Annotated in this window: 18 protein-coding genes; 7 read left to right on the plus strand and 11 right to left on the minus strand. The window is 41.2% G+C overall.

Annotated elements, in window-relative coordinates; translation table 11 throughout:
- The first annotated feature begins 6 nt into the window (after positions 1-6).
- Positions 7-180, plus strand: a complete 174-nt coding sequence (locus tag PP181_RS10745; protein WP_162850213.1) for a hypothetical protein — start codon at positions 7-9, stop codon at positions 178-180.
- A gap of 61 nt (positions 181-241) precedes the next feature.
- Here PP181_RS10745 and PP181_RS10750 read toward each other — a convergent pair whose 3' ends face one another.
- The 7 genes from PP181_RS10750 to PP181_RS10780 all read right to left on the minus strand — a co-directional run bounded on the left by PP181_RS10750 (position 242) and on the right by PP181_RS10780 (position 8171).
- Positions 242-2728, minus strand: a complete 2487-nt coding sequence (locus PP181_RS10750; protein WP_272637096.1) for a TonB-dependent receptor domain-containing protein — start codon at positions 2726-2728, stop codon at positions 242-244.
- A 4-nt stretch (positions 2729-2732) separates the two neighbouring features.
- A complete protein-coding gene (locus PP181_RS10755) occupies positions 2733-3245 on the minus strand; it encodes a hypothetical protein (protein ID WP_272637097.1) in 513 nt (170 codons plus the stop codon).
- An 82-nt stretch (positions 3246-3327) separates the two neighbouring features.
- Positions 3328-3672: an arsenate reductase (glutaredoxin) gene (gene arsC, locus PP181_RS10760; protein WP_272637098.1), complete on the minus strand. Its 345-nt coding sequence runs from the start codon at positions 3670-3672 to the stop codon at positions 3328-3330.
- A gap of 18 nt (positions 3673-3690) precedes the next feature.
- A protein-coding gene (gene prfB, locus PP181_RS10765; RefSeq protein WP_272637209.1) for a peptide chain release factor 2 occupies positions 3691-4789 on the minus strand; the annotation gives its coding sequence in 2 pieces (ribosomal slippage) (positions 3691-4725 and positions 4727-4789; 1098 coding nt in all).
- A 65-nt stretch (positions 4790-4854) separates the two neighbouring features.
- A complete protein-coding gene (locus PP181_RS10770) occupies positions 4855-5721 on the minus strand; it encodes a transglutaminase-like domain-containing protein (RefSeq protein WP_272637099.1) in 867 nt (288 codons plus the stop codon).
- Positions 5722-5752: 31 nt separating this feature from the next.
- A complete protein-coding gene (locus tag PP181_RS10775; protein ID WP_138258360.1) occupies positions 5753-6700 on the minus strand; it encodes an alpha-E domain-containing protein in 948 nt (315 codons plus the stop codon).
- Positions 6701-6707: 7 nt separating this feature from the next.
- Positions 6708-8171, minus strand: a complete 1464-nt coding sequence (locus PP181_RS10780) for a circularly permuted type 2 ATP-grasp protein (protein ID WP_154919911.1) — start codon at positions 8169-8171, stop codon at positions 6708-6710.
- Positions 8172-8458: 287 nt separating this feature from the next.
- On the opposite strand from PP181_RS10780, the gene PP181_RS10785 reads away from it, so the two are divergent.
- Both PP181_RS10785 and PP181_RS10790 read left to right on the plus strand, forming a co-directional pair.
- Positions 8459-10858, plus strand: a complete 2400-nt coding sequence (locus PP181_RS10785) for a zinc-dependent metalloprotease (protein ID WP_272637100.1) — start codon at positions 8459-8461, stop codon at positions 10856-10858.
- A 19-nt stretch (positions 10859-10877) separates the two neighbouring features.
- The gene (locus PP181_RS10790; RefSeq protein ID WP_154919905.1) at positions 10878-11900 is read left to right on the plus strand and encodes a threonine aldolase family protein; all 1023 of its coding nucleotides are present in this window, start codon (positions 10878-10880) and stop codon (positions 11898-11900) included.
- 20 nt (positions 11901-11920) lie between these two features.
- Here PP181_RS10790 and PP181_RS10795 read toward each other — a convergent pair whose 3' ends face one another.
- The gene (locus tag PP181_RS10795; protein WP_272637101.1) at positions 11921-12223 is read right to left on the minus strand and encodes a YegP family protein; all 303 of its coding nucleotides are present in this window, start codon (positions 12221-12223) and stop codon (positions 11921-11923) included.
- Between the two features lie 148 nt (positions 12224-12371).
- Positions 12372-12698 carry a YbaB/EbfC family nucleoid-associated protein gene (locus tag PP181_RS10800; RefSeq protein WP_154919900.1) on the minus strand — a complete coding sequence of 109 codons (327 nt, stop codon included), beginning with the start codon at positions 12696-12698 and terminating at the stop codon, positions 12372-12374.
- Between the two features lie 145 nt (positions 12699-12843).
- On the opposite strand from PP181_RS10800, the gene PP181_RS10805 reads away from it, so the two are divergent.
- From PP181_RS10805 to PP181_RS10815, 3 genes are all read left to right on the plus strand, one after another.
- A complete protein-coding gene (locus PP181_RS10805; protein ID WP_272637102.1) occupies positions 12844-14904 on the plus strand; it encodes a S9 family peptidase in 2061 nt (686 codons plus the stop codon).
- A gap of 72 nt (positions 14905-14976) precedes the next feature.
- The gene (locus tag PP181_RS10810; RefSeq protein WP_138258367.1) at positions 14977-16017 is read left to right on the plus strand and encodes a PLP-dependent cysteine synthase family protein; all 1041 of its coding nucleotides are present in this window, start codon (positions 14977-14979) and stop codon (positions 16015-16017) included.
- A gap of 213 nt (positions 16018-16230) precedes the next feature.
- Positions 16231-17490 carry an aminotransferase class I/II-fold pyridoxal phosphate-dependent enzyme gene (locus PP181_RS10815; protein ID WP_138258368.1) on the plus strand — a complete coding sequence of 420 codons (1260 nt, stop codon included), beginning with the start codon at positions 16231-16233 and terminating at the stop codon, positions 17488-17490.
- A gap of 55 nt (positions 17491-17545) precedes the next feature.
- Here the strand turns inward: PP181_RS10815 and PP181_RS10820 are convergent, their stop codons facing one another.
- Positions 17546-18664 (minus strand): GTP cyclohydrolase, encoded by a 1119-nt coding sequence (locus PP181_RS10820; RefSeq protein WP_272637103.1) that lies wholly within the window; start codon positions 18662-18664, stop codon positions 17546-17548.
- A gap of 87 nt (positions 18665-18751) precedes the next feature.
- On the minus strand, positions 18752-19837 hold the full coding sequence (locus PP181_RS10825) for a transporter (protein ID WP_272637104.1): 1086 nt from the start codon (positions 19835-19837) through the stop codon (positions 18752-18754).
- Between the two features lie 86 nt (positions 19838-19923).
- On the opposite strand from PP181_RS10825, the gene PP181_RS10830 reads away from it, so the two are divergent.
- Entirely contained in the window at positions 19924-20187 is a 264-nt protein-coding gene (locus PP181_RS10830; protein WP_272637105.1) for a DUF4834 family protein, read from the plus strand.

The following is a 20187-nucleotide window of genomic DNA, read 5'->3' on the forward strand; positions in this document are numbered from 1 at the left end:
AGTATCATGTTTGAATTTGACCAATATTTAGGATTTCTAGCTTTTTTAACCATACTTACCATAGGTTTTTGGTTAATGATATTCTTGTTGACTTTTGTAGTACCATATTGGTTGTTTGGAAATATTCGTGAGCTTTTGAAGGAAAGACGTGAAAAGAAAAAAGCCGCAAGACAGGCTTAAAATATAGTAATTAAAAAGGGGAAGCATTTTGCTTCCCCTTTTTTTTGTATTCGTTTCTCCATTAACTTCCAAATTCTTCATCGTCTCCGGAGTCGTCCCTTTGCTGTCTTCTTTCACGCTGCTTTTGCTGGTTAATTCGATATACAAAGGAAAGATTGAATTGCCTTACCCGCCATTGAAATTCACTATCTGAAGTAAACGTAGGAGTCTGTGTGAAAGACATACGCTTTCTTGAGTTTAATAAATCGCTAACATTAAAGGCTATGGTGCCATTGTCTTTTAGAATGTCCTTACTAAATGCCAGATTTATGGAAAAAATGCCTTCGTTTTCTGTTTGGGCATTGTTGGTGGGGCCCCGATAGAAGGCGTTTGTTTGCCAATCAATTTTTCCTGGTAATGTAACCTTGGAACTAAATCTAGAAAACCAGCTCGTGTTTTTGGCGCCAAAATCCACACCATTAAATATACCGCTGGAATTAAACTGGAAAAAGTTAAAACTTCCGTTGATTCTCCACCATTTAAAGGGGTTGTAAAGTATGCCAACTTCTCCACCTATTCGCTCATTGGTTGAAAGATTAATGGGCAAAGAGCGTATAATTGCGATACCATCTGTTGTAAGTTGACCTGTTTCTTCTTGGATTCTTTCAAAGGAATTTGTCTCTTTTTGATAATACACAGAAGTTGTAAGTGTAATTTTTTCCCATCTTTTTAGATATCCTATATCATAGGCATTAGCAAAGGCTGGATCCAAATCAGGATTACCTTGAAAAATATTTGTTCTACTGGAAAACGAGGGAAATGGGTTTATGAAGAATCCCCTAGGTCTATTGATACGTCGATTATAACCCAAAGAAATATTTTCGTTTTCGGCTAGTTCATAAATAAGGTTCAAAGTGGGGAAAAGGCCCAAATAATTCTTGTTGAAATCCAAATCAATTTCCGGTCCCAAAATTTCCCGTAATGTTTCAATATCTACGCCGGTTACTTGACCTTTTAACTGTGTGTTTTCCAGTCTTAGACCAGCAAGAAATGAAAATTTCCCGTATTTGTTCCCATATTGGGTATACAGCGCATTTACGTTTTGATTAAAGATAAAACGGTTTGTCAAGCCTGGATTGGGTTCAAAAACACCAGTATTAGGATTACGTTGCTCCAAGGCGAAGTCATTGTCGTTTTCCTCAAAATTACCTCTATAGCCCGCCTCAAATTGTGCATCTCCCATAGGAAGTACATAATCAACCTGTACCAGTACTTCATTTTGTAATTCAATCTGATCTATGTTTTGAGCATCAATAATGGAATCCGTAGGAAAAAATTGGTCTTCACTAATTATGATGGGTTTTATCTCCTCATCAAAGGAATATTGAAAGTCAGCCGTTAATTTATGTCCTTCATCATTAAAATTATTGTTGTAATTAAGTGAAAGTTGATAGCTCTTTTCATCCTCTAATTCAATTTCCCTTCTTAAAGTTCTGCTATCAATATTTGTACCTATGAAACGTGTTGTATTATTATCCGTAACATCTTCTCCATCGTTCAACCTTCCAAAGCCACTAATGGTCAATGAAGATTGATCTGTTAGAAAGTATTCTATTCCTAAATTGGCATTAAATCCGCTATTGTTTCTATTGATATCCCTATCCTCGATAATTCGGTCAAAGGCACCATTAAAATAGGTGTTGTCAAAAAAGCCGTTTCCGGGACCTTTGTTATACCTATAGCCTATAGTAGTAAAAATATTGAAGTTGTCCGTACGAAGGTTAAGGTTTGGAGTAATGGAAAACGCATCTGGATAGCCTACAGTTGTATTTATGGTACCATTAAATCCACGGGTCTTTTCTTTCTTTAAAACGATATTTAAAATACCGGCGGTGCCTTCTGCATCATATCTCGCGGATGGGCTCGTAATCACCTCCACTTTTTCAATAGCATCAGCAGGTAGCTGTCTAAGTGCATCCGTGGAACCAAAGCCCGCAAGGGCGGAAGGTCTACCATTGATCAATATCCTTACGTTTCCATTTCCTCTAAGGGCTATGGCACCATCTACGTCTACAGTAACTGAAGGAATGTTATCCAAGGCATCACTTATGGTCGCACCACTATTCGTTAAATCCTTTCCTACATTATATACCTTTTTGTCCAAGCGTACCTCTACGGTGGTGCGTTCTCCAACTAACTCTACTTCGTTCAGTTGTGCAACATCCAGCGCAAGTTTAATGGTGCCTAAATCCGTGGATTTGGTAAAATTTTGATTAGGAAACTCCTTTGATTTATAAGAGATATATTCTATTCGTGCATTGTATCTTCCAGGACCTACTTCTACGGAAAATTTACCGTTGATATCCGTAATTCCGCCCGTAACCCGTTCTGGATTATCAACACTTTGTAGTACCAAAGTTGCATATTCCAAAGGTTGGTTATTTTCTTCATCTAGAACCGTACCTGTAATCGTTACAGGAGATCGACCGTTCCCTGGGCCTCCTTCTGGTCTTTGACTTATAACTTGTAAAGTGAATAATAGTAGGAGTAAAGGGAAAAGTTTTCTCATAGGTTTAGTTTTTGTCTTTCTTTCGTTGTTTCTTTTTTTCTTTTTTGTTCTTTTTTATGGTTTTGTCCACTCCGTTTTTTTGGAGTTCTACAAATGCCTCATATTTTTCTAGAGGTAAACTTGCTTTTAATTCTTCATCCTGCCGCTGCGTAATCTTATCATAGACCTCACGCATTTTTTCAGGTGGAAGTTTTAATATTTGTGCCTCAATTCTTTCCTGAACGTATTTTTTCAATATTGAACTTAGAATGGCACTTTCAAAATCGTTCAATTGCAAGGCCTCTGTAATGGAGGGCATTTCACCGTCTACCAATTCTTCGGCCGTCTTGGGCTTTACCTCTTCGGGAGTTTCTTGGGCCTGTGGTATGGCACTTCGTCCTCTTCCATATCCATAACCCCTACCATAACCATATCCTCCCATACCATTTCCAAACTGGGCGTATGTTTCTACACCAGCGAATAGAAATAGGGTCAATGTGATAATGCTTAAGCGATTCCATTTCTTTGTACTATTCATAATGTTTGATTTTGAAATTGAACTTTGGTTTAAGTCGCTTTGGTTAATTATTTGTTAATAGTTTCCGCGATTTTAAGGACCCTTAAGAAATCAGGTTCTTAATATTTTCTGGTGGCCTACCTATTACCGCCGTGTTGTTTTTTATAACTATCGGTCTTTCAATGAGTTTTGGGTTCTCTATCATGGCATCTAGGATTTCTTCTTCGGTCAAAAGACGATTTCTATAGTTCTCTTTCCATATTGTCTCGTTTTTACGGACCAAATTCTCCGCCGAGATACCCAAACACTGAAGAACTTGTCGCAGTTCCTCCTTTGAGGGAACATCCTCCAGATATTTAACTACTTCAAACTCCTTGCCAGAATCCTCCAATATTTCCAGACCCTCCCTGGATTTTCTACATCTGGGATTGTGATAAATTTTAATCATTGTTGAAATATAATGTGTTTATTCTTCCTCTTTTTGTCCCATCATCATAAGGTAGGCCTTTAAAAAAGCATCTATCTCCCCATCCATGACCGCATCCACGTTGCCTGTTTCTTCAGCAGTTCGCACATCCTTGACCAATTTATAGGGGTGCATTACGTAATTCCGTATTTGCGAACCCCATTCTATTTTCATTTTGGAAGACTCTATTTCCTGACGGGCCTCCATCTTTTTCCGCAGTTCTATTTCGTAAAGTTGGGACTTCAACATTTTCATTGCGGTGGCCCTATTGTCATGCTGACTTCTGGAGTCCGAACATGAAATTTGTATGCCTGTGGGATGGTGCACCAATTGCACCTTTGTCTCGACTTTGTTCACGTTCTGTCCTCCCGCGCCACTAGATCTTGCCGTGGTGATCGTGATATCGGCCGGATTTACGTCTATCTCTATACTGTCGTCCACCAAAGGATACACATAGACAGAAACAAAAGAGGTGTGTCTTTTGGCGTTACTGTCAAACGGGGAAATTCGTACCAATCTGTGAACGCCGTTCTCACCTTTTAGCCATCCAAAGGCATATTCACCATCAATTTCCAAGGTGACCGTTTTAATACCGGCAACGTCACCTTCCTGAAAGTTCAGTTCCTTTACCTTGTATCTATTTTTTTCGGCCCACATCATGTACATCCGCATTAACATGGAGGCCCAATCGCAACTCTCGGTACCGCCCGCACCTGCGGTTATCTGCAGTACGGCGGGAAGTTCATCACCCTCTTCGGAAAGCATATTCTTGAACTCCATTTTTTCCAAGGAATTCAAGGCTTTTTCATATTGAGTTTCTACTTCTTCCTCCGATACTTCCCCTTCCTGAAGGAACTCAATAAGCACTTCCAGATCGGTTACCAATGTCTTGGCGGCATTGAAGTCATCCACCCATTTCTTTTTGGACTGGATGTATTTCATTTGTGCCTGTGCCTCTTGGGGATTGTCCCAAAAATCGGGTGCCAAGGTCTTTTCCTGCTCGTTCTCTATTTCAATAAGTTTGGCATCGATGTCAAAGATACCTCCTTAACGCACCAAGGCGATCAATAAGACCTTTATAATGGTCTGTAGTTACTATCATCTGAGATAATTTTCGGTAAAAATACTATTCTTTTTTACCAAATTTGATATAGTTTGTTCCGATTATTGCTGTATGAGGTGTTGCTGATTTTTAACGACAACGGAATACGTAGTTTTATGGTTCTCGGCCGAATGGATTACGCGCTTCTCCGGTAAACAATCCATGGAATCCTTGCCATGGCAGATTTTGATGTGATCGGCATTGACCATCCTATTGTTGGTAGGGTCAAATCCCAACCAACCGTAACCTGGGACAAAGGCCTCCGCCCAAGCATGTATTTGCCCGTCGCCAAGGGATCCATTCTCACGATTCACAAAGCCCGATATATATCTACAAGGTATATTGTTGTTTCGGCCCACGGTACAGAAAAGATGTGCCAGGTCCTTGGAATTGCCCAATTTTGAATCCAGGATTGTCTCCATTCTAGACGTGCCCTCAGGTGCTCCCGATGCAAATTGGAACTTGGAATGTATCCAAAGGTTCAACTTTACAAGGTTTTCAAAAATTCCCTTATTTGGGTCGAACTGGTAGCAACCATTTTTGCCCTTCGGTAATCCCGTAAGTGGGGTTGCCCGTAAAAAACGCTCAAAGTGCACCTTATATTTGAGCGAGCCGATTTCTTCTAGTGTGTTTAGAATATCCTCGGACTTCGTTGGCTCAGGTATCTGTAGTTGGGAAGTACGTACTCTAAAGGTAACTTTAAAGGAAAATTGGCTGAACGCCTTTTTTGGATGAACCTTAATGGTTCTAAATCCAAAACCGTTTATTGATAATTGGTTTACACAGTAGGTGGAGTTTGAAGAATCGAATTCCAGTATCTCTTGAAACTCGTTTTCCAAGGGGATTATCAGGAATTGCCAATACCCTTCGGCCTTCTCATTTTCAAAAGTAGTAATGGATTCGTACAGAATGGTATGCTCTTTCCACATCTTGGATGTAAAAATAGCTTATTTGTAGACATTAATAGTTGAAAAACTCTTCGTCTACCTTATTGCTGATTTCCTCCAGACTTTTGAGAATACTTTCTATAAAGGATTTTATATCCTTTTCAATTTCCTCTATGTATTTGAATTCATATTCGGATCGAACGCGGCCAATCAGAAACGCTGTGGATTCCTTATTGTATTTTCTTTCTGGGTTTAGAATTTTCACATGCTCGTAAAACTGGTTCAAAGCATTCATGACGGATCTTGGGCAATTGGGGTTCAAAATGAGGAATTCCAAGGTGGATATGCTAGTAGGCGGTTTTTTATAGTACCTGCGCATCATGTCATAGGACTCCGCACATTTCAGTAGTGTGGTCCATTCAAAACTTTTCCGAAAACCATCCTCAAAATCGCTCTGGGACAATAATGCGTCGTTATATTTGGAATTGATCATACGGGTAATCTGTGTCGCTCTTTCAATATTTACGCCCATCATGATGATAGCGTAAACGGAATCGTGCAATAGCGTACCCCTAATTTTACCCCTAAGTATGGCACTCATTTCCGTCACATTGGTCGTGAAATCATGGAGCCCGCTTCTTACGAAAACCTCTTTGGGATAATTTAGGACAAAATGGTAGAATTTGTTGATGGATTCATAGAGTTCCGTAGAAATAAGGTCCCGTGCACTGTTGGCATTTTCCCTGGCATATTTTACATTGTTCAAAATGGACGATACAAAACTGGGGTCCACGCCAATTTTGAACAATACCTCTTCCTCCACCAGTGTTCCATTGGAATCCTTATCAGGTTCCCCAACCATAAACAACATCGACCTAAGAACAAACTGTCTGTCCTGGGAAATTTGGTTAGGTGCGTCCAGGGACGAAAAATAATTGACGTTCATATAACGCGCAATGTGCTCGGAACGTTCAATGTATCGTCCCATCCAGAAAAGATTATTGGCTACTCTTGCTAACATGTAGTATTTATTTTTTTAAGACCCAAGTGTCTTTTGACCCGCCGCCTTGGGATGAGTTCACGATTAAATTTCCTTTTTTCAACGCCACACGGGTCAATCCCCCTTTTAAAACGAACTCCTTGTCCTTGCCTAGAATGGTAAACGTTCTTAGATCTACATGACGCTGTTCAAAAGATTCGGAATCATCGATATAGGTGGGATGTACGGAAAGTGACATGATGGGCTGGGCGACATATTTTCTTGGATTTTCCTTTACCTGTTTTCGTACTTCCTCAATTTCCTGTTGGGTAAGCCTGTTGCCTATGGAGATACCATAACCACCTGCTTCGTCCACAGGTTTTACGACCAGGTCCTTTATATTTTCCAATACATATTGCAACTCGTCCGGTCTGCTACAATGATAGGTATGCACATTGTTTAGGATGGGTTCCTCTTTCAGGTAATATTTAATGATGTCCGGCATATAGGTATAAACCGCTTTATCATCGGCGACTCCCGTGCCAGGTGCGTTTGCAAGTGTTACGTTCCCTTTTTTGTAAGCGGCGAATAGGCCCGGTACGCCCAAAGCGGAATCCGGCCTAAACTCCAATGGATCCAAAAAAGCATCGTCAATTCGCCTGTAGATGACATCCACTTTTTCAGGTCCCTTGATGGTTTTCATGTACACAAAATCGTTTTCCACGAACAGGTCACGTCCTTCTACAAGTTCGACCCCCATGGTCTTTGCCAAGTAGGAATGTTCATAAAAAGCGGAATTATACATGCCCGGGGTAATTACAACGCAATTTGGGATATCTACACCTTTTGGTTTTACGGATTCCAATTGCTCCAAAAGGTTTTCTGCGTAGTCCGTAACCGTATAGGTCTGGTAATGGTTAAAAACCCCAAAGAGGGCCCGTTTCAGGGCCGTGCGGTTGCAGATTACGTAGCTCACTCCGGACGGACATCTAATATTGTCCTCCAAAACATAATACTGGCCATCTTTGTGTTTAATGATATCGGTTCCCGATATATGATTGTAAATGCCACCGGGTGGATTGAGCCCGTTCATTTGATCCAAGTAATTGGCCGAAGACGTAATGAGTTCCAAGGGAACGACCTTATCCTTTAATATATTTTTATCGTGGTAAATGTCCCACAGAAAAAGGTTCAATGCCTTGGCTCTTTGAATTGATCCCCTTTCAATGATGTCCCACTCCTCCGGGTCGATAATTCTTGGGAATAGGTCGAAGGGAAAAATCTTTTCCTGAACATTGTCCTCACCATATACCTGAAAGGTTATTCCCTGATTGAAAAAAGATGCTTTGGCCTTGGAGTTAAGGTTGATATAATCCTGGATGGAATGCCCGCCATAAATATCAAAAAGCTTTTGATAGATATCCTTTATGTTTCCTTTGCTATCGTAAATTTCGTCATATAAATCAGGGTTTCTCTGATAGGAGGAAAAAATTTGGTTCTCAACGTTAGACATACAATTTGTTTTCATAAAAGGTAAAAAATTTTATAGAAAAAACGCTTAGTATTTCAACATAAATAGGGTGCTTAAATTTACTTTTCTATAAAAATCCTGCGACTTTTTTGTTTAAAAACGTGTTTCTCCAATTAGGACACCATCGGTTAAGAATTTAGCCGTAAATTATCTATTTTTAACTCCTAACTAAATTTTGAAACCAAACATCCAAGATGCTTTTTTCACGTATTCATTTGCGACTTATTGGATGTAAACAGTAATTTTTAAGAATCAATACCCATTAATAAATGAAAAATGCATCCCCGTTATGGCTGTTTTTGGCCATACTATCCCTATCACCGGTTTTTGGTCAGTTTTCAGAGAAAAAGAAGGATTTCCAAAAGTTTGAAGGCCTTTTCGATTTCTATTACGATTCCAAAACCGACAAAATTTATCTAGAGGTACCCCAATTGGAAAAGGAGTTTCTATATGTTTCTTCCTTAAGCAGTGGCATCGGAAGCAATGATATTGGCTTGGACAGGGGGCAATTGGGAAATGAACAAGTAGTCTTTTTTAGGAAGGCCGGAAACAAGCTCCTTTTGGTACAGCCTAATTTAAAGTTTAGGGCCTTGACGGACAATGCCCTTGAAAAGAAATCCGTGGAGCAGGCCTTTGCAAAATCCATTTTATATGGTTTTCCCATTGAAGAGGAAAAAGATGGGAAATATATTATAGATATATCGGGGTTTTTAGTGCAGGATACCCATGGTGTTACGGAAAGACTCCAAAGCACCGATCAGGGAAGTTATACGCTGGACAAGGAAAAAAGTGCCATGGCGATGGACCGCACCAAGGCCTTTCCAAAAAATATTGAATTTGATATTACCCTAACCTTTAAGGGAAGTCCCAAAGGAAGCTATGTGAGAAGTGTGGTGCCCAACCCCGGATTGATTACCGTGGCCCAGCATCATTCATTTGTGGAACTCCCCGATGACAATTTTGAAAAGCGCGAGTTCGACCCCAGGTCAGGGGCCTATCCCTTTTCCTATTACGATTATGCGACTCCCGTTGAGGAGTCCTTGATAAAAAGGTTTATCCCTAGGCATCGGTTGGAAAAGAAAAACCCCGATGCCGAGGTCAGTGAAGCGGTAGAACCTATAATCTATTATTTGGATAACGGAACCCCGGAACCTGTTCGTAGTGCCCTTTTGGAAGGTGGCAGGTGGTGGAACCAAGCATTTGAGGCCATTGGGTATAAGGATGCTTTTCAGGTAAAAATGTTGCCGGACGATGCGGATCCCTTGGATGTTCGCTATAATGTCATTCAATGGGTGCACAGATCTACTAGGGGATGGAGCTATGGTTCCAGCGTAGCGGATCCCAGAACCGGTGAAATAATTAAAGGACATGTTAGTTTGGGAAGTTTACGGATCCGTCAGGATTTTTTGATAGCACAGGCTTTGATGAACAAGCCTTTTGAGGAAAGGGACGATAATTACCTGCCTATGTTGGATTTGGCCTTGGCGAGAATCCGTCAGTTATCGGCACACGAAATAGGGCATACTTTGGGCTTTTCGCACAACTTTGCCGCCAGCACCAATGGAAGGGCTTCAGTGATGGATTATCCACATCCCCAGTTTTCGGTCAAAAATGGTGAAATCGATTTTTCCAATGCGTATGATACGGGCATCGGGGAATGGGACAAGGTAATCGTGGCCTATGCCTACAGCGATTTTCCCAAAGGTACCAACGAGCGGGAAGCGTTGAACGAAATTTTGGAAAAAGCAACTTCGGATGGTCTACGGTACATATCCGATCAAGATGCGCGTCCGCAAGGCGGGGCCCATGTATTTGCTCACCTTTGGGACAACGGAAAGTCCATCAGCGATGAATTGTTGGATATGTTGAAGATCAGGGAGACCGCTATTGCAAACTTCTCTATAGACAATATCCGCACCAATGAGGCCAATTCCGTTTTGGAAGATGTGTTTGCACCCTTATATTTTTTCCATCGGTATCAAACAGAAGCGGCAACAAAGATTATAGGCGGTTTGGATTATAACTATACCGTAAAGGGGGATGGCCAATTGACCGTTGCCCCTGTAGATAAGCGAACTCAGGAACAAACCTTAGAGACAATTTTAAGGACCTTGGATGCCGATGAAATTGCAATCCCAAAGGAGAAATTGAGTTTGTTCCCTCCCAGGGCCATTGGTTTTGGAAGTACCCGGGAATCCTTTAACGGCAAGACGGGCGTCACCTTTGACGCACTTTCCGCTCCAGAAACGGCCGCCGATATGACCCTTGGACTATTGCTGCATCCGGAAAGGGCTTCCAGATTGATCCAACAAAAGGCGTTGGACCCAAACAATCTTGGATTGGAAGAGGTATTGGCCGAAGTGGTTTCCAATACCTTTGGAAGGAACCTGAAAAATCCCTATAGCAATGAGGTTCAGCAAAATATCAATTTTAGGGTGCTATTTCATCTGATGAACTTGGCAGCGAGTGATGCCGTCCATCCACAGGTAAATGCGATTGCCAACATGCAGCTCAAAAAATTGAATACCATGAATATGGAAAATGCGGCTATCAAAGGGGAAATTAGCCGTAGGATTACTGATTTTTACGAACACCCAGATGAATTTAAAGTTGTCGCTGCGCCAAAGATTCCGGATGGTTCGCCCATTGGCATGGATTGTTTTCATTAATTCAAAGTAGCTTCCTGTAATGACAATAAATTTGATAAGTGATACGGTCACCAAACCTACCGCTGGTATGCTGGATGCCATGATGTCTGCCCAAGTTGGGGACGATGTGTTCAAAAATGACCCTTCAGTTAATGCTTTGGAGGAGAAATTGGCTAAAATGTTCGGGATGGAGGCCGCCCTTTTCTTCCCGAGCGGTACCATGACCAATCAGACCGCCATAAAATTGCATACCCAACCCGGGGAGCAATTGATCTGTGATAAATATGCCCATGTTTTTAATTATGAAGGGGGAGGGGTGAGTTTTAACAGCGGCGTTTCTTGTCGGCTCTTGGATGGACACCGGGGCATGGTTACCGCAGCACAGGTAGAATCGGCCATAAATCCGCCGGATTTTTATCACAGTCCGTTGACTTCCTTAGTATGTATTGAAAACACGACGAACAAAGGGGGTGGTGCCTGTTGGGATATTGAGGAATTGAAGAAGATAAAGGCGGTATGCGAAAAGCACGGTTTGCATTATCATTTGGATGGCGCCCGATTATGGAACGCCTTGGTGGCTCAACATGAATCGCCAGAACAGTATGGTGGCCTCTTTGAAACCATCAGTGTGTGTTTGAGCAAAGGCTTGGGATGTCCGGTGGGTTCCGTACTTCTGGGAAGTAAGGAACATATTTACCATGCCTTAAGGATACGAAAAATATTGGGTGGGGGCATGCGCCAGTCGGGATTTTTGGCCGCCGCGGGAATCTATGCTTTGGACCATCATATTGACCGACTCTCAGAGGATCATCAAAAGGCGGCAGAAATTGGTGAGGAACTAACGAAGCTGTCCTTTATAAAGAAAGTGGAACCCATAGAAACCAACATCATCATTTTTGAAATTGAGGAGGATTTTATGTCCAGTGCCCACTTCAACTCCAAATTGCAGGAAAAGGATATCCATATCATAAGCATGGGGCAGGGAAAGTTGCGTATGGTAACGCACATGGATTATACCAATGAAATGCACGACTATTTTTTGGAAACCTTACGGCGTTTCTAGGTTATCTAAAATTGGCCCTTTTACGGTTCCAGGATGTTTCGTAGATTTTTGATGCCGTTTTCCATACCGGCTTCGGAGTTGTAAAAACCACTACTACCAATTACGGTTCCTTGATCGTTTTTTAGATTGAAAAGAAATTTACCCTCGAAATTCGTTTTGCGTTCAAACCTTTTGGTTGGAAGGTTGACATTCTTTAGTTCGTTAAGCGTGTGCTCCAAGGATTTGGAATCCTTGAATTCCACACTTTCCAAAAGCACTTTTCCAGTGGCAGATTTTACCACAAACTGGTAAAATTCATCATCCTTGTTTTTAACCTCGATCATACCAATTCTTTCTTTTAAAGATAGGTAATTTCAAAGAATAGGGACTGGAAAACTTTCAAGCCATCGCCATAAGGTTCAACGATAAGTCTTGTCTAGATATCACAACTCTATTTCTTGGGAGTGCCATGTAGGCCTGCCAAACAGTAGTTTACTTGAACAAAGAATCCATTCCTGGAATATTGGGCATTCCTTCCTTGGCAACAGCCGCCAATTCGGTTTCGTTTATGCTCGTCGCCCTTTTAATGGCCTTGTTCAGGGTTAAGATTAGAAAATCCTCCAACTGCTCCTTGTCGGACAAAAGTTCTTCTGAAATTTCGATTTTTTTTATTTCCTTATTGGCGGTGATAGTTACGGAAACGGACCCATCGGAAGATTTTTCATCGATAAGGACCGTGTCCATCCGCTTTTTGGTCTCTTCCACTTTTTTTTGGGTTTCCTTTAGTTTGCCCATCATACCCATCAAATCTCCGAACATAGCTGATTTTTTTGTTTTCGTTTATATTTCAAAGGTACTAAAATGTTCATATTCGTTGCGGATCCAAAATCGGCCTAACATACAGAAACGCTCCAAATAATAAGTTCTATTTTTGCGACCATCTTCAAATTGAAAAGAGAACAGAATGACACAGCGCAATGCACCGGTAGCCAAAAAACGACCTAAGGAATTAGTTGCCCATAACGATGTTAGAATCGATAATTACTACTGGCTTAACGAGAGGGAAGACCCTGAGGTTTTGGCCTATTTGCAAAGTGAAAACGACTTTTACAATGCCATGACGGCGCATACCAAAGCTTTCCAAGAGGCACTTTTTAAGGAAATGAAGACCAGGATCAAGGAAGATGATGCCTCCGTACCCTACAAGCTAGATGGATATTGGTACAAGACCAGATATGAAGTAGGGGGTGAATATCCCATTTATTCCCGTTTCAAGGAAACCTTGGATTCCGAAGAAGAAATCATGTTCAATGGGAACGAGATGGCAGAAGGTTTCGAATATTTTAGTTTGGGCGGAATCGCGGTCAGCCCCAATAATACTTTGGCCATTTTTGGTGTGGATACCGTTTCAAGAAGGGAATATGCACTTCAGGTAAAGAACCTCGAGACAGGTGAAATATATCCAGATAAAATAGAGAATACCACAGGTGGCGGTGTTTGGTCCAACGATAACAAAACCTTTTACTATACCAAGAAGGAACCGGTTACCCTAAGATCGGATAAAATATACAAACACGTTCTGGGAACCCCCGTAGCAAAGGATGAGTTGGTGTTTCATGAGAAGGATGATACTTTTAGCACCTTTGTGTACAAGACAAAATCTAAAAAGTATATTGTAATAGGTTCCCATAGTACCTTGACCTCGGAGTTTCAGATGCTCTCCTTGGAAAGACCGGAGGAAGGTTTTAAGGTATTTTCCCCTAGGGAAAGAGGGGTGGAGTATTCAATTTTTCATTTTGAGGACTCTTTCTATATCCTGACAAATAAGGACGGTGCTACCAATTTTAAGTTAATGAAGGTGGGAGAGGATAGCACGGAATCCAGGAATTGGCAAGAGTTCATTCCGCACAGGGAGGATGTGCTATTGGAAGATGTTGATATTTTCAAGGATTACTATGTTCTTTCCGAAAGGGAAAACGGACTCAACCAGATTCGGATAGTCCGTTGGGACGGTTCGGATGCCTATTACCTGCCTTTTTCAAGTGAGACTTATACAGCCCACGTGGGCAACAATCGGGATTTCGACACCCAAATTTTAAGATATAGCTATAATTCATTGAGAACTCCAAGTTCTGTAATCGATTTCAATATGGCCACCAAAGAGGAGACCGTCATGAAGGAACAGGAGGTACTTGGGGGAAATTTTGATAAGGACAATTATATTGAAGAACGTCTTTGGGCCACGGCAAGGGACGGGATAAAAATTCCTATTTCCTTGGTATACCATAAGGATACGGTTTTAACCAAGAATACCCCGCTTTTACAATATGCCTATGGCTCATATGGGTACACCATAGACCCCTATTTTTCAACGGTACGCCTCAGTTTATTGGACCGAGGTTTTGTCTATGCCATTGCCCATGTAAGGGGTGGTGAGTATTTGGGGAGGAAGTGGTATGAGGATGGAAAGCTTTTAAAGAAGATGAATACCTTTACGGATTTTATCGATTGTTCGAAATACCTGATTGAACAGCAATTGACAGGTCCCGATCATCTGTATGCCATGGGTGGTTCCGCAGGTGGTCTTTTGATGGGCGCTGTCATCAATATGGCCCCTGAGCTTTACAATGGAGTAATTGCTTCAGTACCCTTTGTTGATGTGGTCACCACAATGCTTGATGATTCAATTCCACTGACTACCGGGGAGTATGACGAATGGGGCAATCCAAACGATTTGGAATTCTACAACTATATGAAATCCTATTCTCCGTATGACAATGTAAAGGCCCAGGGTTACCCCAATTTGTATGTCTCCACGGGATTGCATGATTCCCAAGTGCAATATTTTGAACCTGCCAAGTGGGTCGCCAAATTAAGGGAATTGAAAAAAAATGATACCTTTTTATTTTTTGATATCAATATGGAAACGGGTCATGCAGGGGCTTCCGGCAGGTTTGAGGCACTTAGGGAAGCCGCAAAGGAATATGCATTTCTGTTGGATTTGGAAGGAAAAATAGTACTGTAGAAAAAAAATAGTAGATTTGTAGCAAATTTTAACAAATCTTTGATTTGCTAAAAACAAAAATCGTACCCCCCTATGGAAAATAAGATAAAGGCTAACAACAATATCTTAGAATTAATTGGGAAAACACCCTTGGTGAAACTTAACAGGATTACCGAGAATCTTACAGGTGACTTTTATGCCAAAGTTGAGGCATTCAATCCAGGTCACTCCTCCAAAGACCGCATCGCAATCCACATAATAGAAGAGGCCGAAAGGAAAGGCCTCTTGAAGGAAGGCAGTACCATTATTGAGACAACTTCTGGGAATACTGGTTTTAGTATTGCCATGGTAAGTATTATCAAGGGGTACAAGTGTATTCTGGCGGTCAGTTCTAAGTCTTCTGCCGATAAAATCGATATGCTACGTTCCATGGGTGCGGAAGTGTATGTTTGTCCTGCCCATGTGAGTGCGGATGATCCAAGGTCCTACTACCAAGTAGCGAAACGTTTGCATGACGAAACCAAGAACTCCATATATATCAATCAGTATTTTAATGAATTGAATATGGAGGCCCACTATCGATCAACAGGTCCTGAAATTTGGGAACAAACAGCCGGACAGATTACGCACTTGGTGGCCTGCAGTGGGACGGGTGGTACTATTTCCGGTACGGCCCGATATTTAAAGGAACAAAACCCGAATATCAAAATCATTGGAGTAGACGCCTATGGTTCCGTTTTAAAGAAATATCACGAGACGGGAACTTTGGATACCAATGAAATCTATCCGTACAGGATTGAAGGATTGGGTAAAAATTTGATTCCAACTGCCACGGATTTTGAGATTATCGATGAATTTATAAAGGTCACCGATGCGGAAAGTGCACATACCGCAAGGGAAATTTCCAGAACGGAAGGCATTTTTGTAGGGTATACTAGCGGAGCCGTTATGCAGGCCGTGAAACAACTGGATGAATTGAACACCTTTGATGCGAACAGCAAAGTCGTTGTTATCTTCCCAGATCACGGTTCACGGTATATGAGTAAAATTTACAGTGACCAGTGGATGGAAGACCAAGGCTTTTTGGAGGCCAATCCAGTGGAAGCGAAACAGGAAATCCAGTTCATTAAGTAAGCTGAGGTTTAAGAATACTACCAAAAGCGGGCTTTTTGCCCGCTTTTTTTTATTCATAACTACCTTAGGGAAAGCCCACGAGGCATTCTTCGAAGACGAACTTTTAATTTCGTGACTAACCTAGGTATAGTAAACCCTTTGGCGGTGCCAATAAATTATTTGTGAATGCTGTCCAAAAATTTTTACTTTTGCAGGCAGAACCAAAACTAGGTGATGAGAGATTTATTTGAAAGAATCATAGAAAATAAGGGCCCGTTAGGTAAGTGGGCTTCACAAGCAGAGGGATATTTTGTATTTCCTAAATTGGAAGGTCCAATTTCCAATAGGATGAAGTTCCAAGGAAAGGATGTAATTACCTGGAGTATAAACGATTATTTGGGTCTTGCAAATCTACCCGAAATAAAAAAGGTAGATGGTGAAGCAGCAACGGAGCACGGAGCGGCGTACCCAATGGGCGCACGTATGATGAGTGGTCATACGGACTACCACGAGCAATTGGAACGGGAATTGGCAGAATTTTCCCAAAAAGAGGCTTCCTACTTGCTTAATTTTGGTTACCAAGGGTTTATGTCGGTTATCGATGCATTGGTTACAAAGGATGATATTATTGTGTATGACGTGGATTGCCACGCCTGTATTATCGATGGTGTTCGATTGCATATGGGTAAAAGGTTTACGTTTACCCATAACAATGCCGAGAGTCTGGAAAAGAACCTTGAGCGAGCCACCAAAATGGCGGACCAAACAGGAGGAGGTATTTTGGTTATCTCCGAAGGTGTTTTTGGGATGCGGGGCGAACAAGGGATTCTTAAGGAAATTGTCGCGTTAAAAAAGAAGTTCAACTTTAGGTTATTGGTAGACGATGCCCATGGTTTTGGAACGTTGGGCAAAACCGGAGCAGGTGCAGGTGAGGAGCAAGGTGTTCAGGATCAAATAGATGTGTATCTGGCCACATTTGCCAAATCCATGGCTGGTATTGGGGCTTTTGTTGCGGCCGATCAAGAAATAATCGATTACCTAAAATATAATTTGCGTTCCCAAATGTTCGCAAAATCCCTTCCCATGGTTTATGTGAAAGGAGCTTTAAAACGTTTGGACATGTTACGTACCATGCCGGAGCTTAAGGCGAAGTTGTGGGAAAACGTTAACGCCCTTCAAAACGGTTTAAAGGAGCGAGGTTTTGATATTGGGACCACTACTAGCTGTGTCACCCCTGTATATTTGAACGGTAGTATTCCAGAGGCGATGGCATTGGTAAAGGATTTGAGGGAAAATTACGGTATTTTCTGTTCTATTGTAGTATATCCAGTGATTCCTAAAGGGTTGATTTTGTTGCGTTTGATACCAACGGCAACCCATACCATGGAGGATATTAGCGAAACTTTGGATGCTTTTTCCGCTATTAGGGACCGATTGAAAAACGGAACCTATAAAAGATTATCCGCAGCGGTTGCAGCGGCTATGGGAGAGTAGCGTTCGATTTTTCAATAAGTAATAAATAAAGCCCAAACATTAAGTTTGGGCTTTTTTATAGGCTTTTTCTATAGGTTCTTCTTCTTTTGTAAACCTCTGGGCTAAAGTGCTTCCACATTTGCTTTATGGCAATGTTTTCTTCCAGTTCCGGAGTCCTATAACACATTTTTATCCCCTTCTTCTTGAATACCTTGTAATATTCATTGAATATGATGGCGGTTACACCTTTGTTCTGGTATTCAGGGTGGATGCCTATCAAATAAAAGATAGCATCCTTACTGTTCCTTTTTGCCGATAATAGATGAAAAATCCCAAAAGGTAACAATGTGCCATTGGCTTTTTGCAAAGCCTTGGAATAAGAGGGCATTACGATGGCAAAGGAAATTACCTTGTCATTTTTGTCCAGAATAAATTTGATGTACTCCGGATTGATAAAACTGATATATTTTTTTTTGAAATAGGCCTTTTGTATTTCGGTAATGGGAACAAAGGAAGAAAGCTTTGCGTAGGTTTCGTTAAAAAGGTCGAACATCTCGTCCACATAGGGCATAACCTCCTTGGTGCTTGTAAAGTTCATTTCTTTTAGGCCATACCTCTTTTTAACAATGTCATTAAGTTTGGTAAAGAGTGCAGGATCTGCATTACTAACGGGGAATTTGTTCTCCATGTACTCCTTCTCCTTTACAAATCCAAAATTGGCGTAATGCTTTTCATAATAGGGATGGTTATACCAAGTGACCATAGAGCCAATATGGTCAAAACCTTCCACAAGTACTCCTACTTTATCCAGATTGGAAAAACCTACCGGTCCCTCCATAAATTCAAGTTGGTTTTCCCTTCCTATTTCCGCAACTTTTTCCAAAAGTAGTTTGGAGACATTGGGATCGTCTATAAAATCGAACCAACCAAATCGCATTTTCTTGATCTGTTGCTGCTCAATTTCCAATCGGTTGATGATAGCGGCGACTCTACCAACAATGGAATGATTTTTATAGGCTAGAAAAAATCGGGCATCCGCATCTTTGAACACGGGGTTTATATCCTTGTTAAAAGAGTCAAGTTCGTCCTTTATAATAGGGGGAACCCAATATTTGGAACCCTTGTAGAGCGAAAAAGGAAAGGTTACGAACTTCTTTAGCTCCTTGGTATTTGCAACCTCTTTTAATGTGATCATCGATGCTTCTTAGAAGCATCAATATTAGGAATATTAATCAATACCTAAAAATTAAGCAAAGGTTAAAAGTACTAAGGGTATCGAAACTTAGAAGTCAATTTCGCTGTCGTCCCTATTTCCTTTTTTCTGGGCCTTTTTGAGTTTTCTCAATTGCTTTTTGGACGGTCCCAAATCCACGTCTTCCGCACCGCTTCCCCGGGATTTTCTATCTTTTCGTTTCTCCTTTTTCATGGAGTTTTTCTTGATGGCACCCCCATTTTCATTGGACTTTTGGTCTTCGATGGGGACCAATTTATCTTTGTGGAAGTCAAACCTATAGGACCCCCCTATATTCACAAAAACACGGGACGGTGTGTTTTTAAAACTTGCCCCTAGTCCCATATCCACTTGAAGTTGCTCATTGAACAAATAGGCAACCCCTCCTCTAAGCAACAAATCTGAATAGCGATCGCTTTGTATCCCCTGATGTTCCAAAAAGGTACTCCATTTGGGGTTTCTAAAGGCATGTGAGAAGGAAATTATATAACTCAATTCCGGGTCATCCGTTCCAATTCTGTCATATGCCGTATTGGTGATCATTACCATTCTTGGCGTCATTCTACTCTGTGTTGCGATCATTACCCTAGGCGAAACGGTGGGTTCTCCCGGATAGTAGGGATTGTCGCCCAAAACAAAATTGGCTCCCGCATATAGGGAGACGGCGGGCAACAAATTTTTAAACTGGAACTTATGGTTGGCGCGCCAACTGTAAAGATTGGGTTTGTTTCGCTCCGGATTTTTATACGGGTCGTAGATTAAATACTTAAGTCCCAATCTGTTCCTGGAAAAATCCCTTCTCTTGGCCTTAAGGTCGAAGAATTCGTATATAATGTCCTGATCTTGAAAAGTACCTTCATAATTTAGTTCCAATCGCTCAAACAACAATCCGTATCGCAAGGAGAAGTTTGATCCCCAAGAATCGGATTGCGTGTTCAACAGTGTATGGTCGCTCTGTTCATAAAATAGACCCATTTCCAGCTGCACAACATTTCTTCCCACAGCATAAGCACTTACGGAAAGTCCAGGCCTGTTGGAATTTATAACATCCGTATATTGGGCCAGGACGGACATAGGTGCAATCAATAAAACCAGTAGTTGTAATAGGATTCTTCTGCTACTAAAGGGCTTGCCCATGGAAACGACTTTATAATTATTTTAATACTTTGAATCTAGTTATACAACGTGATAATTGTATTTTTGATATGTAGCAATCCAAATAAATGGCATTTTTAAAAACTATATTGGTAATTCTCTTGGTGTACTACCTGCTGAAAATTTTGGCAAGGATGTTCGCGCCGAAAATATTGAATTACGCGGCCAAAAAGACCGAGTCACATTTTAGGAAGACTTTTGAAGGATTCCAGCCAGAATCCAATCAGCAAGAGGAGCAAGTGGGTGATGTTATCATCAATAAAAAGTCGGCCAAGAAAAAGAGCAATTCCGAAAAAGTTGGGGAATATATCGATTTTGAAGAAATAGACTAG

The organism is Maribacter sp. PR66 (genome assembly GCF_028464205.1).
In the GTDB taxonomy this organism is placed as follows: Bacteria; Bacteroidota; Bacteroidia; order Flavobacteriales; family Flavobacteriaceae; genus Maribacter; species Maribacter flavus.